This window comes from Nonomuraea monospora (assembly GCF_039531895.1).
Classification (GTDB): domain Bacteria; phylum Actinomycetota; class Actinomycetes; order Streptosporangiales; family Streptosporangiaceae; genus Nonomuraea; species Nonomuraea monospora.
Window position 1 is genome coordinate 455,663 of the sequence record NZ_BAAAQX010000003.1, and the last position, 14,904, is coordinate 470,566.

The window sequence follows — 14,904 nt, forward strand, 5'->3', positions numbered from 1 at the left end:
GCCAGCTAGTAGACAGGGAGCCGCTGTGATCGACGAAACCCTCCTCGAAGCCGAGGACAAGATGGACAAGGCCGTATCGGTCGCGAAGGAGGACTTCGCGACCATCCGTACGGGCCGCGTCACCCCCTCGATGTTCAACAAGATCAACGCCGAGTACTACGGCACGCCGACGCCGATCCAGCAGTTGGCGTCCTTCCACGTGCCCGAGGCGCGCATGGTGACCATTCAGCCCTACGACAAGGGCTCGACGAATGCGATCATCAAGGCCATTCGCGACTCCGACCTCGGCGTGAACCCCACCGACGACGGCCAGGTGATCCGTGTGACGTTCCCTGAGCTGTCCGAGGAGCGCCGCAAGGAGTACATCAAGGTCGCCAGGAACAAGGGTGAGCACGCCAAGGTGTCGGTGCGCAACATCCGCCGCTCCGCCAAGGAGACCCTGGACAAGATGATCAAGGATGGCGAGGCGGGCGAGGACGAGGTGAGGCGGGCCGAGAAGGAGCTCGACGACCTCACTCAGAAGCACGTCGCGAAGATCGACGAGCTGCTCAAGCACAAGGAAGCCGAGCTGCTCGAGGTCTGAGCGGCGCGCCGCACGGCGGGTCGCCTGGAGCGGTCCGCCGCACGTAGCGGGTCACTCACGGCCCTCGCCGCCGATGGCGGGGGCCGTGGCTCTTGGAGAAGTCTGTGGAAGAACGTACGGCTGGCACCAGCTCGAGCGGCGGCAGCCGTACCGGAAGGAACCTGCCCGCCGCGATCGCGGTCGGCCTGGTCCTGGCCGGGCTGGTCATCGGCACCGTGTACACGATCAAGGAGCTGTTCCTCGTCGTGGTCGCGGGCGCCGTCGGCGTCGGCGTGCTGGAGCTGGTCAAGGCCTTCGCCACCCGTGACATCAAGGTGCCCGCCGTCCCCGTGCTCGCGGGCCTGGTGGCGATGCAGGTGGGGGCGTACTGGGGCGGGCCCGAGTGGCTGCTGGCCACGTTCGCGATCTTCGCGTTCGTGCTGCTGATCTGGCGGATGTTCAGCGACGGGACGGCCGGTTACGTCCGTGACGCGTCGGCGTCGGTGTTCACGCTGTTCTACCCGGCGATGCTGAGCGCGTTCGTGGCGCTGATGCTGCATCCGGACGACGGCAACCACCGCGTGCTGATCTTCATCGCGGTGACCGTGGCGAGCGACATCGGCGGTTATGTCGCGGGTGTGCTGTTCGGCAGGCACCAGCTCACGGTGATCAGCCCGAAGAAGACCTGGGAGGGGCTGGCGGGGTCGGTCGTCGCGTGCACGGGGGTCGGGGCCTGGCTGGTGATGTGGCTGCTGGACGGCCAGTTCTGGCAGGGCGCGCTGATCGGGGCGCTGGCGGCGCTGCTGGCCACCGTGGGCGACCTGATCGAGTCGATGATCAAGCGGGATCTCGGCATCAAGGACATGGGGACGATCCTGCCGGGACACGGCGGGCTGATGGACCGGCTGGACTCGCTGGTGACGACGCTGGTGCCGGTCTGGCTGCTGATGATCCTGTTCTTCTGACCTGGCTGACCTGGCTGACCTGGCTGGTCTGGCTGACCTGGCTGGTCTGCGGGGCTGCGTGTCTTGGGGTCTCAGTGGGTCTGGAGGGCCTGTGTGGTGACGGGTGAGAGCCAGAGCCACCGGACGATCTCGCCGCCGAACGCGAACCCTGACATGTCGGGCATGTGGGCCGGGTTGGCCTGCATGAGGACCCCCGAGTACTGCGGCCCCAGCGGGAACGTCGAAGGCTCGTGATACCACTTCGCCGTGTGCCCGTGGCCCAGCCAGGTGACCGAGTGCCACGGATACTGCGACAGCCACACCAGCAGCAGCGCCGCGTCCTTCGGGTCGTCGCGGGTGGCCACGGCCAGCTCGATCCTGGCGTACGCGCCCGGCTTGTCGATCCACTGCTCCACCGTCGGCATGCGCTGGCAGCTCATCCCCACCGTGGACAGCACCGTGAAGCCGCGCTCCCCGTGCGGCGGACGCTCGGTGATGCCGACCGTCGGCAGCCGCTCGCCGCTGGCGTCCCAGTAGCGGCCCGCCGGGCCCAGCACCCGGTCGAGGTGGCCCATCACGAACTGCTGGAACGACGGCCACGACCCCTCGCCGTGCCGCCACCGCCAGTAGGACCTGGCGTTCGAGATCCGGGGACGCAGCCCTTCGAGCGCCTCCGACAGCGCCCAGGCGAACGGCGACTCGCCCACGGCGTCCCGCGCGTACCCGGGCATGCCCCTGCTCATGTCGGCCCAGCCGGGGATGACCGCGAGCAGTTCGTCGTCCTCGTACAGCGCGACGCCGTCGCCCTCCTCGAACCACAGCGGGCTGAGCTGCCCGAGCGGCCGGCGGCCGTCGGGGTGCAGCGTGTTCGCCCTCGGCATGAGCGGCGGCAGGCCCGCGTTGATGCGGGCCAGGTCGACGACGGCGGGAGCGGGGCGATGGTTGGCCAGCCAGACGGCTCCGTGGACCGTGCCGTCCGGTGAGCACAGGTAAGCTACCGAGGAGTCCTCGTCCCGCTCGACCACGAGCGTCCGGCTCCCGTACGGGTTGCCGGCGGCGAGCACGACCTCGGTGCCACCCTCGCCAGATGCCGACCGAAAAATCGCCATACGAGATGACTGTAGATCGGGCGGAGACCAAGACGCGAGCCGTAGTGAGACCAGGAATGCCACCTCCGATCCGAACGTTGATTACCCTGGTCGCAAACCCCTCAAGCTAAGCAAAGGCAGCACAGTGTCCCAGCCTCCAGGTCAGCTCACCTTCGTCGCGCCGCGGCGGGCCAAGCCCGCACGGCACCTGGCCGACCTGTCGATGGCCGACCGGCGGGCCGCCGTGACGGAGCTGGGTGAGAAGGCCTTCCGCGCCGACCAGCTCTCCCGCCACTACTTCGAACGCCTCACCACCGACGTGCAGGCGATGACCGACCTGCCCGCGGCGGCCAGGGACAAGCTGTCGGCGCTGCTGCCCACCCTGCTCACGCCGGTCAAGGAGCAGACCACCGACGGCGGCACCACCCGCAAGACGCTGTGGAAGCTGTTCGACGGGGCGCTGGTGGAGTCGGTGCTCATGCGCTACCCCGACCGCGTCACCATGTGCGTGTCCTCGCAGGCCGGCTGCGGCATGAACTGCCCGTTCTGCGCCACCGGCCAGGCCGGGCTGACCAGGAACATGTCCACCGCCGAGATCGTCGAGCAGGTCGTGGCAGGCGCCCGCGCGCTGGCCGCCGGCGAGGTGCCCGGCGGGCCCGGGCGGGTCAGCAACGTCGTGTTCATGGGCATGGGCGAGCCGCTCGCCAACTACAAGCAGGTCATCGGGGCGGTGCGCCGCCTGGTCGAGCCCGCCCCGAACGGGCTCGGCATCTCCGCACGCGGCGTCACCGTCTCCACCGTGGGGCTGGTGCCCGCCATCAACAAGCTCGCCGACGAGGGGCTGCCCGTCACGCTGGCGCTGTCGCTGCACGCGCCTGACGACGAGCTGCGCGACACGCTGGTGCCGATCAACACGCGCTGGAAGGTCGCCGAGGTGCTCGACGCCGCCTGGGCGTACGCTGCCCGGACCAAGCGGCGCGTGTCCATCGAGTACGCGCTGATCAAGGACATCAACGACCACGAGTGGCGGGCCGACCTGCTCGGCAAGCTGGTCAAGAACAAGCTCGTGCACGTGAACCTGATCCCGCTCAACCCGACGCCCGGGTCCAAGTGGACGGCCTCGCGGCCGGAGGATGAGCGGGCGTTCGTGCGGCGGCTGGAGTTCCACGGCGTGCCGGTGACGGTGCGGGACACGCGCGGGCGCGAGATCGACGGCGCCTGCGGGCAGCTCGCCGCCGCCGAGTAACGCCAGGCAGGGGTACGAGCGCGTCGGGGCTGCTGGAATGGTCTGGCGTGGGTCATGAGCGGCGGCGGAGCCAGCCGTACGCCGCCAGGCCGAGCAGACACCACGCCAGCGAGATCGCGGCCAGCTCCGGGAAGCGGCCGAGCAGGTCGCCGGTGTTGGCGGCCTTCATCCACGAGATGAGCGGCACCGTCAGCCAGTACAACGACGTCGAGCTGAGCAGCAGCATCGCCAGGAAACCCAGCAGCAGGCTCATGATCGAGATGGCCGGCGACGGCAGGACGGCGCGGCTGGTGAGAGCGCCGAGGGCGGTGCCGGCCAGGGCGGAGAGCACGTACAGGACGAGCGCCACCAGCAGCAGGCCGGACGTGGGCGAGCCGGAGACGCCGGCCAGCAGAGCCCAGCCCAGGCCGAGCGCCGCGAAAACCGCGCACGCCGTGAACGCCGCCAGCAGCCCCGCCGCCACCTCCCTGCCCCGCCCGCCGACCTGGATGGCCGACATCTCGCGCTGCCGGTCCGGCTCGGTGTCGAGCAGGCTCCTGGCGGCCCAGGCGAGGACGGGCACGAGGAGCACGGCGCCGTCCACCAGCACGGTGGCCTCGGCGCCCTTCGGCGCGCGGCTGCCGTGGACGATGGCCAGCAGGGCGAGGGTGAGCAGCAGCGCCTGGTACACGCGGTGGGAGCGCACGTAGGCGGCCAGGCGGTAGGCGGCCAGGGCGATCATGCGGTCTCCTCGGTCTCACGAGCGGCCTGAACGGCGGCGCCGGTCTCGCGGGTCTGGGGCGAGGACTCGTCGGTCTGTGGCGGGATCTCGCGGGCTCGGAAGCCCTCCTCGCGCATCCTGGCCAGGAAGCGGGGCAGCTCCCCGGCCGGTAACGTCACGGCCACGGTGGCCTGCGCCGGGGTGACCGGCGACGGCGCCACCGTGCTCTCCTTGAGGTGACCGTCCACCATCGACCAGTGACGCAGCCCGGGCAGCCCCCGCAGGCCGCCCTGGTGATCGCTGGCGATGACGATGCCGCCCCGCCCCGCCACCTCGGTCGCGATCGCGGGCAGCGCCTCGCGGGTGTCGGCGTCGAGGCCGGCGAACGGCTCGTCCAGGATGAGCAGGCCGGGATCGGCCATCAGCGCCTGGGCCAGCCCCACCTTGTGCGCGCTGCCCTTGGACAGGTCGCCGAGCGGCGTGGCGAGCAGGTGCCCCATGTTGAGGCGTTCGGTCCACGGCTCCCAGCGGGCGCCGCCGCGTACGCGGGACATGTGCCGCAGGTACGCCGTGACCGTGAACGGCTGGGCGGCCGGGAACCGGTCGGGCGCGAAGCCGACCACCGGCGGCCGGTCCGCGATCGTGCCCGTGGTCGGCCTGGCGAGGCCGGCCAGCAGCCGGAGCAGTGTGGACTTGCCCGCTCCGTTCACGCCGATCAGCTCGATCACGTCGCCAGGGGCGAGCTGGGCGTCGGCGTCTTCGATGACGAGAGGATCACGTCTTCGGTACCGGAAGGAAACCTTGGACAGGCGCATGATCCCGTAACGGTATATGTCATGTCGCAGGCTCGGCGTAAAGGTCCGACAATGGAGGGACCCCCAGCACGAAACTCAAGAGGAGTGAGCTTGAACCGCTTTCCGCGCGTCATGGGTATGCGTTCAGGCTATGACCCCGTCGAGGTTGACGCCCTGATCGGGCGGATCGAGTCGACCCTCGGCAGAGGCTCTCACCTGTTGGAGCCCGTCACCGCCGACGAGGTCCGCACGGCCACGTTCCGCGCCAAGCGCGGCGGCTACCAGGAGACCGCCGTCGACTTCGCGCTCGAGGCGTTCGTGGTGGCGCTGGAGGCCCAGGCCAAGCGGCCCATCCGCCTGGCCATGGCCGAGCCCACCGGCGAGATGCTGCGCGAGCAGTGGTTCGAGACGCAGGCCGCACGGGTCGAGCGGGTGGCCTTCCGTCCCGGCCGCATGGGCACCGGTTACAACGAGGACGAGATCGACGCGTTCCTCGACCGGATCGTGGCCACGTTGCGCGGCACGACCGACTACCCGCTCAAGGCCAAGGAGGTGCGCGACGCGAAGTTCTCGACCGTGATGTTCAGGGCCGGGTATCTGATCGCGGACGTGGACGCGTTCCTCGCGGGCATCGCCGACGTCCTGGAGCAGCGGGCGCTGTAGGCGGCATCCGACCTCAGCGAGCGACCCGTGCTCCGAGCGGTTGCTGAGGGTGAGCAGCTCGCGCTTGAGGGGGTTGCCCGACTGCGGTGAGCGGCACGCGCTCTAGGCGGTGGCTTCGACTGCGGCGAGCAGGCCGCGCAGGTCGGGCTGGGTGTGCGGGACGATCGACGGGTCGGACGGCCGCAGGCCGTGCCGGTTGATCCACACGCGACGCAGCCCCAGCCGGTGCGCGGGCTCCATGTCGTGGAAGTAGCTCTGGGCCACGTGCACCCACACCTCCGGCTCGTAGGAGCTCCTGAACAGCTCGAAGTGCGCGTCCGCCGGTTTGTACGCCCCCGCGTCCTCGGCCGTCACCACCGCCTCGAACGGCACCGGCAGCCGCCGCCGCGTCCCGGCGATGAGGTCGCGGTCGCAGTTGGTCAGCAGCGCCAGCCGCCACCCCGCCTCGCGCAGCGCCGTCAACTCGGCCCGCACGTCGGGGAACACCGGCCAGTACGGCAGCGTCGTGGCCAGCACGTCGGCGTCGTCCGCGCCGAGGTCCACCTTCTCCTCCTCGCACGCCCTGCGCAGCGTCTCGGCCAGCACGTGGCGGTAGCGCATCGTGGGCGACTCGGCCTGGACGAGGTGCTCGTGCCGGTTGTACGCCTCCAGCAGCCGCGCCCCCTGCCCCGGCGCGATCAGTTCGGCGCTGGTGCCGATGCCGTGCCGCCAGTCGACCAGAGTCCCGAAACAGTCGAACGTAACCCATCGCATGGATCCCATAATGACGGTCATGAGCATTTCCGTCCGCGATATCGGGCCCGATGATCTTCCGGTGGTCACCCGCGTCATCACCGGGAGCTGGGGCGGCACCACGCTGATGATCCTGGGCGGCGGCAAGCAGGTGGACGTGACGGAGCTGCCCGGCTTCGTCGCCGAACTCGACGGGGAGGTGGCCGGGCTCGTCACGTACCTGGAGGACGAGGGCGCGGTGGAGATCGCCTCGCTCGACGCGGTGATGCCCGGCAAGGGGGTGGGGCGGGCGTTGCTCGACGCGGTGCGGGCGGTCGCCGTCGAGCGGGGCGCCGTGCGGCTCTGGCTGATCACCACGAACGACAACACGCACGCTCTGCGGTTCTACCAGCGCTACGGGTTCGATCTCGTCGCCCTGCACAGGAACGCCATGGATCGGGTGCGCGCCATCAAGCCGGGCATCCCGGCCGAGGCCGACGGCATTCCGATCAGGCACGAGCTGGAGCTCGAACTTCTCCTGTAGGAGAACACGGTCGGGCACGGCGGGGAGCGAGGCGGGGTTGCCGTCGCAGCGCCGACGTGAGCGGGCGAAGGCGGGAGTGGGCAGGCGAGGGTGTGAGGTGAGCGGGCTCAGGTGGAGTGGGCAGGCGAGGGTGTGAGGTGAGCGGGCTCAGGTGGAGTGGGCGGGTTCGGTGGAGCGGGGGTGGCGGAGCAGGGCGACGATGACGGAGGTGACCGGGGCGGCCAGGAACGCGCCGGTGATCCCCGCGATCACGCTGCCCACCGTGATCGCCACCAGGATGACCGCCCCCGGCAGGTCGAGCGCCTTGCCGTAGATCTGGGGCGCCAGCACATGACCCTCGATCTGCTGCACCGCCACGGTCACCGCCACCACGATCAACGCCACCAGCCACCCCTTGGCCACGAGCGCCACCACGGCCGCCAGCAACCCCGCGAAGAACGCCCCCACCACCGGCAGGAACGCCCCCACGAACGTCAGCACCGCCAGCGGCAGCGCCACCGGCACGCCCAGGATCCACAGTGAGATCCCGATGAAGAACGCGTCCACCAGCCCCACGATCGCGACCCCGTGGATGTAGCGGCCGATCACCGAGAAGATCAGGTCACCGGTCTCGGCCACGCGGGCCCGCATCCCGGCCGGCAGGAGCTCGACCAGCCAGCGGAAGAGCCGGTCGCCGGCGTGCACGAAGTACACCGACAGGATGACCGCCAGGACGGCGCCGACCACGATCTCGCCCACGGTCCTGACCCCGGCCAGCGCCCCCGTGGTGATCTGGCGGCCCTGCGTGGACAGGTACTCCCTGGCCTGCGCGACGAGCTGCTGGTCGTTCAGCCCCAGGTGGGACGTGAGCACGTGCAGGTCGTCGAGGACCTTGCCGACGCTGGCCCGCAGCTCCGACACGCTGGCCACCGTCGGCGGGACCACCAGCGCGATCAGCGCGCCTGCCAGCACCAGGCCGCCGGCGAAGACGATCGTGGTGGCGGCGGCCCTGCCCAGCCCGCGTCTGCGCAGCCAGCGGGCCGGAGGGAGCAGCAGTGCGGTCAGGAAGACGCCGATGATGATCGAGATGGCCACTGTCCGCACGTGGTAGAGGCAGAAGAAGGCCACCGCGATGACCGCGAACCACCCCAGCAGCCGCCACGGCCCCATCCCGTTCCCCCCGATCATGCCTGGTCAGAGGCGTTCCCCCAGGCGATCACGGGCAACCCTGATCAGCCGGCCGGGCTGGGGCCAGGAGGGAAGGGCCGGACGGGATGGGGCGAGCGGGTGGTTGTCAGGTGGGCTGGTGTCGGGCGGGCTGGGGTCAAGGTGGGTGGCGTCAGGTGGCCTGGTGTTGGACGGACTGGTGTCGGGCGGGCTGGGGGTGGAGGGACTGGGGGTCAGGTGGGTGGGGTGAGGTGGGGGCGTTGCGAGCGCTTGTTCGCCTCGTACGTCCCCCGCGCCGCATAAGTGGCACTGGTGGTGGCCACCTCAGCCACCGGCACGTCCCACCAGGCCTCCGAGGACGGCACGTCATCGGCCATCCGATCCGTACGCACGTAGATCACCGTGGTGGAGTCGCCCGCCCGAGCGGTGTCGAGCGCCTTGCGCAGGTCCGCGACCGTCTCGGGCCGCAGCACCGTGGCCCCCAGGCTGGCGGCGTTGGCGGCCAGGTCGACAGGCAGGGGCCCGCCGTCGCGGCGCTGGTAGGAGGTGCCGAGCCGTTCGGCGCCGACGCTCTGCGACAGGCGGCCGATGGAGGCGAAGCCGGAGTTGTCCACCAGGACCACGACCAGCTTGACGCCTTCGGAGACGGCGGTGACCAGCTCCTGCGCCATCATCAGGTACGAGCCGTCGCCCACCAGCACGAACACCTCGCGCTCGGGGGCGGCCAGCTTCACCCCCAGCCCGCCGGCGATCTCGTAGCCCATGCAGGAGTAGCCGTACTCGACGTGGTAGCTGCCGGGGCCGCTGGGCCGCCAGAGTTTGTGCAGGTCGCCGGGCATCGATCCGGCCGCGCACACCACCACGCCGTCGTCGCCCGCCGCCGCGTTGACGGCCCCGATGACGGCGGCCTGCGGGATCGGCGTGCCTTCGAGCGCGTAGGCGGCGTCCACGGCGGTGTCCCAGGCCCTGGTCAGCTCGGCGGCGCGCTCGCGGTAGGCGGCGGGCGTGCCGTGGCCCGCGCAGGCTTCGGCCAGGTCGGTGAGGCCTTCGCGGGCGTCGGCGACGAGTTGCAGGCCGGAGAGCTTGGCGGCGTCGAAGCCGGTGATGTTGAGGTTCAGGAACGCGGCGTCCGGCGCGAAGATCGTGCGGGAGGCGGTGGTGAAGTCGCTGTAGCGGGTGCCGACGCCGATGATCAGGTCGGCCTCGCGGGCCAGCGTGTTGGCGGCGGTGGTGCCGGTGGCGCCGATGGCGCCGAGCGCGAGCGGGTGACCGTACGGGAGTGCGCCCTTGCCCGCCTGCGTCTCGGCGACCGGGATGCCGCACGCCTCGGCGAACGCCTGGAGCCGGGCGGTGGCCTCGCTGTAGATCGTGCCGCCGCCCGCCACGATGAGGGGGCGGGCCGCCGACCTGATCAGCTCGGCGGCGCGGGCCAGGGCCGCGCGTTCGGGGCGGGGCCTGGGGATGTGCCAGACGCGGCGGGCGAACAGCTCGTCCGGCCAGTCGAACGCCTCCGCCTGCACGTCCTGCGGCAGCGCCAGCGTCACCGCGCCGGTCTCGGCCGGGTCGGTGAGCACCCGCATGGCGGCCAGCAGCGCGCTGGGGAGCTGCTCGGGGCGGTTGACGCGGTCCCAGTAGCGGGAGACGGGCTTGAAGCAGTCGTTGACGGAGATGTCGTAGGAGCGCTGGTCCTCCAGCTCCTGGAGCACCGGGCCGGCGGCGCGGGTGGAGAAGATGTCGCCGGGCAGCAGCAGCACGGGCAGGCGGTTGATGGTCGCGCCGGCCGCGCCGGTGATCATGTTCGTGGCGCCGGGGCCGATCGAGGTGGTGCAGGCCAGCGTGGACAGGCGGTTGGCGGCGCGGGCGTAGGCGGCGGCGGTGTGCACCATGGCCTGCTCGTTGCGGCTCAGGCGGTAGGGCAGGTCCTCGGTGGAGGTGGCGAGGGCCTGGCCCAGGCCGGCCACGTTGCCGTGGCCGAAGATGCCGGCGCAGCCGCCGAAGAACCGGCGTTCCGCCCCGTCGCGCTCGCTCCACTGGCGGGCCAGGAAGCGCACGACCGCCTGTGCGACGGTCAAACGGATCACGAAGTCCTCCCGAACGGCAGTCTGGGGTCGATGGGCTGGGCGTCCCAGGAGGAGCGGATCCAGGCGTGGCGAGGGTCGTCGCAGAACGCCATCGAACGTTGCTCCGCGGGGCCTGCCAGGACGTTCAGGTAGTACAGGTCGTAGCCGGGCGCGGCCATGGAGGGGCCGTGGTAGCCGTAGGGGACGAGCACCACGTCGCCGGAGGAGACCTCGGCGAGGGTGTCGACGTGGCCGCGCTCCGAGGAGTAGACGCGCTGGTAGCCCATGCCCTGGTCGGCCACCTCGAAGTAGTAGATCTCCTCCAGGACCGCCTCGCCCTCGCCCGGGGTGTCGTGCTTGTGCGGGGGATAGGAGGACCAGTTGCCGCCGGGCGTGAGCACCTCGACGGCCATGAGCTTGTGGCAGCCGCCGAAGGCGTCGGGGGAGCAGAAGTTGTTGACCTGGCGGGTGGCCTGGCCTGCGCCCCTGATCTCGACGCTCACCTCGGTGGCGGCCACGTAGCGCGGGGGGAGCGCCTGGGTGGCGCGGGCGGAGGGGAACGCGATGCGGCCCGCCCCCTCGACCGTCACCTGCGTAGATATCGGGATATAGGCGAAGTCGGAGGGGCTGTCGAACACCGAGGAGCGGCCGGTCAGCACGAACGTGTCGCCCGGGATGGAGACCGTGCACGAGCCTGCCAGGGGGAGGACGAGCATCTCCTCCTCGCCCGTGTCGAAGGACAGCGGGGCGTCCGTCAGGTCCGCCACGCGCAGCCCCGAGTAGGTCCAGCCGGCCGCCGAAGGGGTGATCTCGACCGACCAGGGGCCGCTGGCGGTCTTGCCGTACGGAAGGTGAGTCATGTGCGGGCCTCTCGTACCAGTGCGGCGGCGCCGTCCACCGCGGTCGCCACGTCGTCGTCGGGAGGGTAGAGCAGGGCGCGGCCGACGACGAGGCCGCGCACGCCGGGCAGGCTCAGCGCGCGGTGCCAGTCGGCGTAGGCGGCGTCGATGTCGGGCGGGTCGCCTCCCAGGAGCAGGGCGGGCAGCGTGGTCGCGGCCATCACCCGCTCCATCTCCGCCACGGCAGGGATCTTCAGCCAGGTGTAGGCCGAGGTGACGCCGAGCGCCTGGGCGACGCTGATCGCGCGGATCACCGCGTCGGGCGACAGGTCGTTGCGCAGGGCGCCCGACTCCGAGCGCAGCGACCAGAACGGCTCCACCATGGCCACCAGCCGCCGCCGGGCCAGCTCGGTGACCGCGCGGGCGCAGGACTCCAGCGTCGTCACGGTGGCGTGGTCGGACGGGTCGATGCGGCAGAGCATCTTGCCGCCGTCGAGCCGCATGGTGTCGATGGCGGCGGCGTCGAAGCCGGTGAAACGGTCGTCCGCCTCGAAGACCGAGCCCTGCAGCCCGCCGCGGTTCATGGAGCCGAAGGCCAGCTTGCCCTCCAGGGCGCCCAGCAGCAGCAGGTCCTCCAGGACGTCGGGGGAGGCCAGGATGCCGTCCACGCCGGGCCTGGACAGCGCCAGCCGCAGGCGGTCGAGCAGGTCGACGCGGCTGGCCATGGCGAAGGGCCGGTCACGCACGCCGAGTGCGCCGCGCGCCGGATGGTCGGCGGCGATGATCAGCAGCCGCTCGCCCTCACCCGGCAGGCCGCGGCGCTGACGGCGGGCCGCGGACGCGGCGATCTCCTCCGGCTGGGTGGCGCGGATGCGGGTGAGCCGCCCGTAGTCGGCCGACCGGGACAACGCGATGTCGCTCAAGAGCGCGCCCCGTTCAGCAGGTCTTCCACCTCTGAGGTGGACGGCATCGCGTCGGCGCAGGCCAGGCGGGCGGCCACGTACGCGCCCGCCGCGTTGGCGAAGCGGAGCGTGCGCTCCAGCGGCCAGCCGCGCAGCAGGCCGAGGCAGAGCGCGCCGCCGAACGCGTCTCCCGCGCCGATCCCGTTGATCACCTTCACCTCCATGGGCTCCACCCAAGCGCTCTCCTCGGAGGTACGCGCGAAAACCCCTTCTGGGCCCATTTTCACGATCGCGAGCCGTACGCCGGCGTCGAGCAGGGCCTGCGCGGCGGCCTCCGGATCGCGGACGCCGACCGCGACCTCGACCTCCTCCAGGTTGCCCACGGCCACGTTCGCGCGCGGCAGCATCCCGCGCGCCGCCTCGTGGGCCGCCCCGCGCGACTCCCACAGCACCGAGCGGTAGTCGAGGTCGAACACCGTCCACCCGGACGTGCGCGCCGACAGGGCTGCGGCATGGGTGGCGGCGCTCGGCTCCTGGCTCAGCCCGGTCAGCGAGAACCAGAACAGCCCGGCTGCCGCGATCGCGTCCAGGTCGAGCACCGACGGGGTGATCTGCAGGTCGGGCGGGTGCTCGCCGCGGTAGAAGTAGATCGGGAAGTGGTCGGGAGGGAAGATCTCGCAGAACGTGACGGGCGTGGGCCGGCCCTCGACGGTGGTCACGAAGGCGTCGTCCACGCCGAAGCCGCGGATCGCCCGGCGCACGTAGTCGCCGAACGGGTCGGCCCCCACGCCGGTGATCACCGCGGAGCGCAGCCCGTGGCGGGACGCGGCGACGGCGACGTTGGTGGGGCTGCCACCGAGGAACTTGCCGAAGGTCTCGACGTCGGCCAGGCCGACCCCGGTCTGCAGCGGATAGACGTCGACGCCGGAGCGGCCGATCGTGATCAGGTCGTACAACAGCACCTCCAGGGACGGAGCTCACTTCGTCACTATGGCATATTGTCATGACATTCGGATGTCCGCTATGTTGCGGATCACGTCCCGCCAGAGTCCACGGTTGTTCACTACCCGGCATCCCGGGTAGTGAAGATCGCCCCCGCGCCGGCATCGGCGCAGCATGCGGGCATGTCCTCGAATTACGGCCAGGTCTTTACGTCATATGAATGTCATGACATATTGGCCCATGGCCTCCTCCCTTAGGACTACGTCGGAGGGTTTGCATGGCATTGCGGAAACGGTCGATGGGTGTGGTCGCGGTCATCGCCGCCGCCGGTCTGGGGCTCGCCGCCTGCGGCCAGTCCTCCGGCGGAGGCGGCGACACCATCGAGCTGACGATCGCCCAGAACGCCATCGCCGGCGGCAAGAACGCCGCCGCGGCGAAGTACATCGCCGACTGGGTGATCCCCAAGTTCGAGGCGGCGCAGAAGGCGAAGGGGAAGGACGTCACGGTCAAGTTCGTTCCCAGCGGTGTCGACGACGAGCAGTACAAAACCAAGCTCTCCCTCGACCTCAAGTCAGGCAAGGGCGCGGACGTGATCGACATCGACGGCATCTGGGCCGGCGAGTTCGCCGAGGCCGGCTACATCAAGCCGCTGTCCGAGCTGGTCGGGGCGGAGGCCGACAGCTGGGACGGCTGGGCCCAGATCCCCGAGGCCGTGCAGGCCATGGCCGAGTTCAACGGCAAGAAGTACGCCCTGCCGGTCGGCACCGACGGCCGCGTGCTCTACTTCAACAAGAGCCTGTTCACCAAGGCCGGGCTGCCGGCCGACTGGCAGCCCAGGAGCTGGCAGGAGATCCTCGACGCGGGCGCCAAGCTCAAGTCCTCCGGCGTGCCCGTCCCCATCCAGATCAACGCCGGCACCGCGATGGGCGAGGCCACCTCCATGCAGGGCGTGCTGCCGCTGCTCGCGGGTGCGGGCGGCGAGGTGCAGCAGGACGGCAAGTGGTCCGGCGCCTCCCAGCCGATGAAGGACGCGCTCGGCCTGTACCAGAAGATCTACGGCGGCGGCCTCGGCGATCCGAAGCTCCAGCAGGAGGCCAAGGGCCGCGACAAGTCGTTCCAGCAGTTCGCCGAGGGAAAGATCGGCATCCTGATGGAGGGCGACTACTTCTGGCGCGGCGTGGTCAACCCCAAGACGGGCGTGGCCAAGATGGCTGACCGCGACCAGACCGTCGGGTACGCCATGATCCCCGCCATCGAGCCCGGCAAGGGCATCCGTGGCCAGGACTTCGTCAGCATGTCCGGTGGCGCCCTGCGCACGGTGAACCCCAACAGCAAGCACCCGAAGGAGGCGTTCGAGCTGCTGGCCTTCACGCTCTCCCCGGAGGCGCTGAAGGAGGAGACCAAGGACGGCAACGTCCGCATCACCCCGCGCACGGACGTCAACAAGGAGATCCTGGCGGGCGAGCCGCTGCTGACGTTCATCTCGGAGAAGGTGCTGCCGGTGACGGCCTACCGGCCGCCGGTCGCGCTCTACCCGCAGGTGTCGGTGGCGCTGCAGGAGGCCACCGCCGCGGTCGCCGGCGGCACGGCTCCGGACCAGGCCGCGGCCGACTACCAGAAGAAGCTTGAGGGAATCGTCGGTGGCGCGGGCAACATCGCCTCCTGAGGCTCCAGAGACCCCTGAGGCCTCTGAGGCCTCTGAGGCCTCTGAGACAGGCCGCGGCACGAAGGAGCCCTCCCGCTACAGCTCGGACGCGGCGGGC

15 protein-coding genes are annotated in these 14,904 nt (G+C 70.8%); 6 read left to right on the top strand and 9 right to left on the bottom strand.

Annotated features, from left to right (window positions below; genetic code table 11):
* Window positions 1–25: 25 nt before the first annotated feature.
* On the top strand, window positions 26–583 hold the full coding sequence (gene frr / locus ABD331_RS08640) for a ribosome recycling factor (RefSeq protein ID WP_148435144.1): 558 nt from the start codon (window positions 26–28) through the stop codon (window positions 581–583).
* Between the two features lie 104 nt (window positions 584–687).
* On the top strand, window positions 688–1,527 hold the full coding sequence (locus ABD331_RS08645) for a phosphatidate cytidylyltransferase (RefSeq protein WP_344472358.1): 840 nt from the start codon (window positions 688–690) through the stop codon (window positions 1,525–1,527).
* A 71-nt stretch (window positions 1,528–1,598) separates the two neighbouring features.
* Here ABD331_RS08645 and ABD331_RS08650 read toward each other — a convergent pair whose 3' ends face one another.
* Entirely contained in the window at window positions 1,599–2,615 is a 1,017-nt protein-coding gene (locus ABD331_RS08650; RefSeq protein WP_344472360.1) for a suppressor of fused domain protein, read from the bottom strand.
* 124 nt (window positions 2,616–2,739) lie between these two features.
* Between ABD331_RS08650 and rlmN the strand changes: the two genes are divergently transcribed.
* Window positions 2,740–3,840 (top strand): dual-specificity RNA methyltransferase RlmN, encoded by a 1,101-nt coding sequence (gene rlmN / locus ABD331_RS08655; protein ID WP_344472362.1) that lies wholly within the window; start codon window positions 2,740–2,742, stop codon window positions 3,838–3,840.
* Window positions 3,841–3,892: 52 nt separating this feature from the next.
* On the opposite strand, the gene ABD331_RS08660 is transcribed toward rlmN, so the two are convergent.
* The gene (locus ABD331_RS08660) at window positions 3,893–4,561 is read right to left on the bottom strand and encodes a hypothetical protein (RefSeq protein WP_344472364.1); all 669 of its coding nucleotides are present in this window, start codon (window positions 4,559–4,561) and stop codon (window positions 3,893–3,895) included.
* Entirely contained in the window at window positions 4,558–5,355 is a 798-nt protein-coding gene (locus tag ABD331_RS08665) for an ABC transporter ATP-binding protein (protein WP_344472366.1), read from the bottom strand. The genes ABD331_RS08660 and ABD331_RS08665 overlap by 4 nt, the downstream gene beginning before the upstream one ends.
* 117 nt (window positions 5,356–5,472) lie before the next feature.
* On the opposite strand from ABD331_RS08665, the gene ABD331_RS08670 reads away from it, so the two are divergent.
* On the top strand, window positions 5,473–5,997 hold the full coding sequence (locus tag ABD331_RS08670; protein ID WP_344472368.1) for a DivIVA domain-containing protein: 525 nt from the start codon (window positions 5,473–5,475) through the stop codon (window positions 5,995–5,997).
* Window positions 5,998–6,099: 102 nt separating this feature from the next.
* Here the strand turns inward: ABD331_RS08670 and ABD331_RS08675 are convergent, their stop codons facing one another.
* Window positions 6,100–6,750, bottom strand: a complete 651-nt coding sequence (locus tag ABD331_RS08675; protein WP_344472370.1) for an HAD family hydrolase — start codon at window positions 6,748–6,750, stop codon at window positions 6,100–6,102.
* 19 nt (window positions 6,751–6,769) lie between these two features.
* Between ABD331_RS08675 and ABD331_RS08680 the strand changes: the two genes are divergently transcribed.
* Window positions 6,770–7,252 carry a GNAT family N-acetyltransferase gene (locus ABD331_RS08680; protein WP_344472372.1) on the top strand — a complete coding sequence of 161 codons (483 nt, stop codon included), beginning with the start codon at window positions 6,770–6,772 and terminating at the stop codon, window positions 7,250–7,252.
* Between the two features lie 147 nt (window positions 7,253–7,399).
* On the opposite strand, the gene ABD331_RS08685 is transcribed toward ABD331_RS08680, so the two are convergent.
* The 5 genes from ABD331_RS08685 to iolC form a co-directional block, all read right to left on the bottom strand.
* Entirely contained in the window at window positions 7,400–8,419 is a 1,020-nt protein-coding gene (locus ABD331_RS08685) for an AI-2E family transporter (protein ID WP_344472374.1), read from the bottom strand.
* A gap of 212 nt (window positions 8,420–8,631) precedes the next feature.
* Complete coding sequence (gene iolD, locus ABD331_RS08690; RefSeq protein WP_344472501.1) at window positions 8,632–10,476, bottom strand: 3D-(3,5/4)-trihydroxycyclohexane-1,2-dione acylhydrolase (decyclizing); 1,845 nt, start codon at window positions 10,474–10,476, stop codon at window positions 8,632–8,634.
* Window positions 10,476–11,318: a 5-deoxy-glucuronate isomerase gene (iolB, locus tag ABD331_RS08695; RefSeq protein WP_344472376.1), complete on the bottom strand. Its 843-nt coding sequence runs from the start codon at window positions 11,316–11,318 to the stop codon at window positions 10,476–10,478. Before iolB ends, iolD begins: the two co-directional genes overlap by 1 nt.
* On the bottom strand, window positions 11,315–12,220 hold the full coding sequence (locus tag ABD331_RS08700; RefSeq protein WP_425565966.1) for a Cgl0159 family (beta/alpha)8-fold protein: 906 nt from the start codon (window positions 12,218–12,220) through the stop codon (window positions 11,315–11,317). Before ABD331_RS08700 ends, iolB begins: the two co-directional genes overlap by 4 nt.
* Window positions 12,217–13,161, bottom strand: a complete 945-nt coding sequence (iolC, locus tag ABD331_RS08705; RefSeq protein WP_425565967.1) for a 5-dehydro-2-deoxygluconokinase — start codon at window positions 13,159–13,161, stop codon at window positions 12,217–12,219. The genes ABD331_RS08700 and iolC overlap by 4 nt, the downstream gene beginning before the upstream one ends.
* Before the next feature lie 257 nt (window positions 13,162–13,418).
* Here iolC and ABD331_RS08710 point away from each other — a divergent pair, with 257 nt between their 5' ends.
* Complete coding sequence (locus tag ABD331_RS08710) at window positions 13,419–14,807, top strand: extracellular solute-binding protein (protein WP_344472380.1); 1,389 nt, start codon at window positions 13,419–13,421, stop codon at window positions 14,805–14,807.
* The last annotated feature ends 97 nt before the right edge of the window (window positions 14,808–14,904 follow it).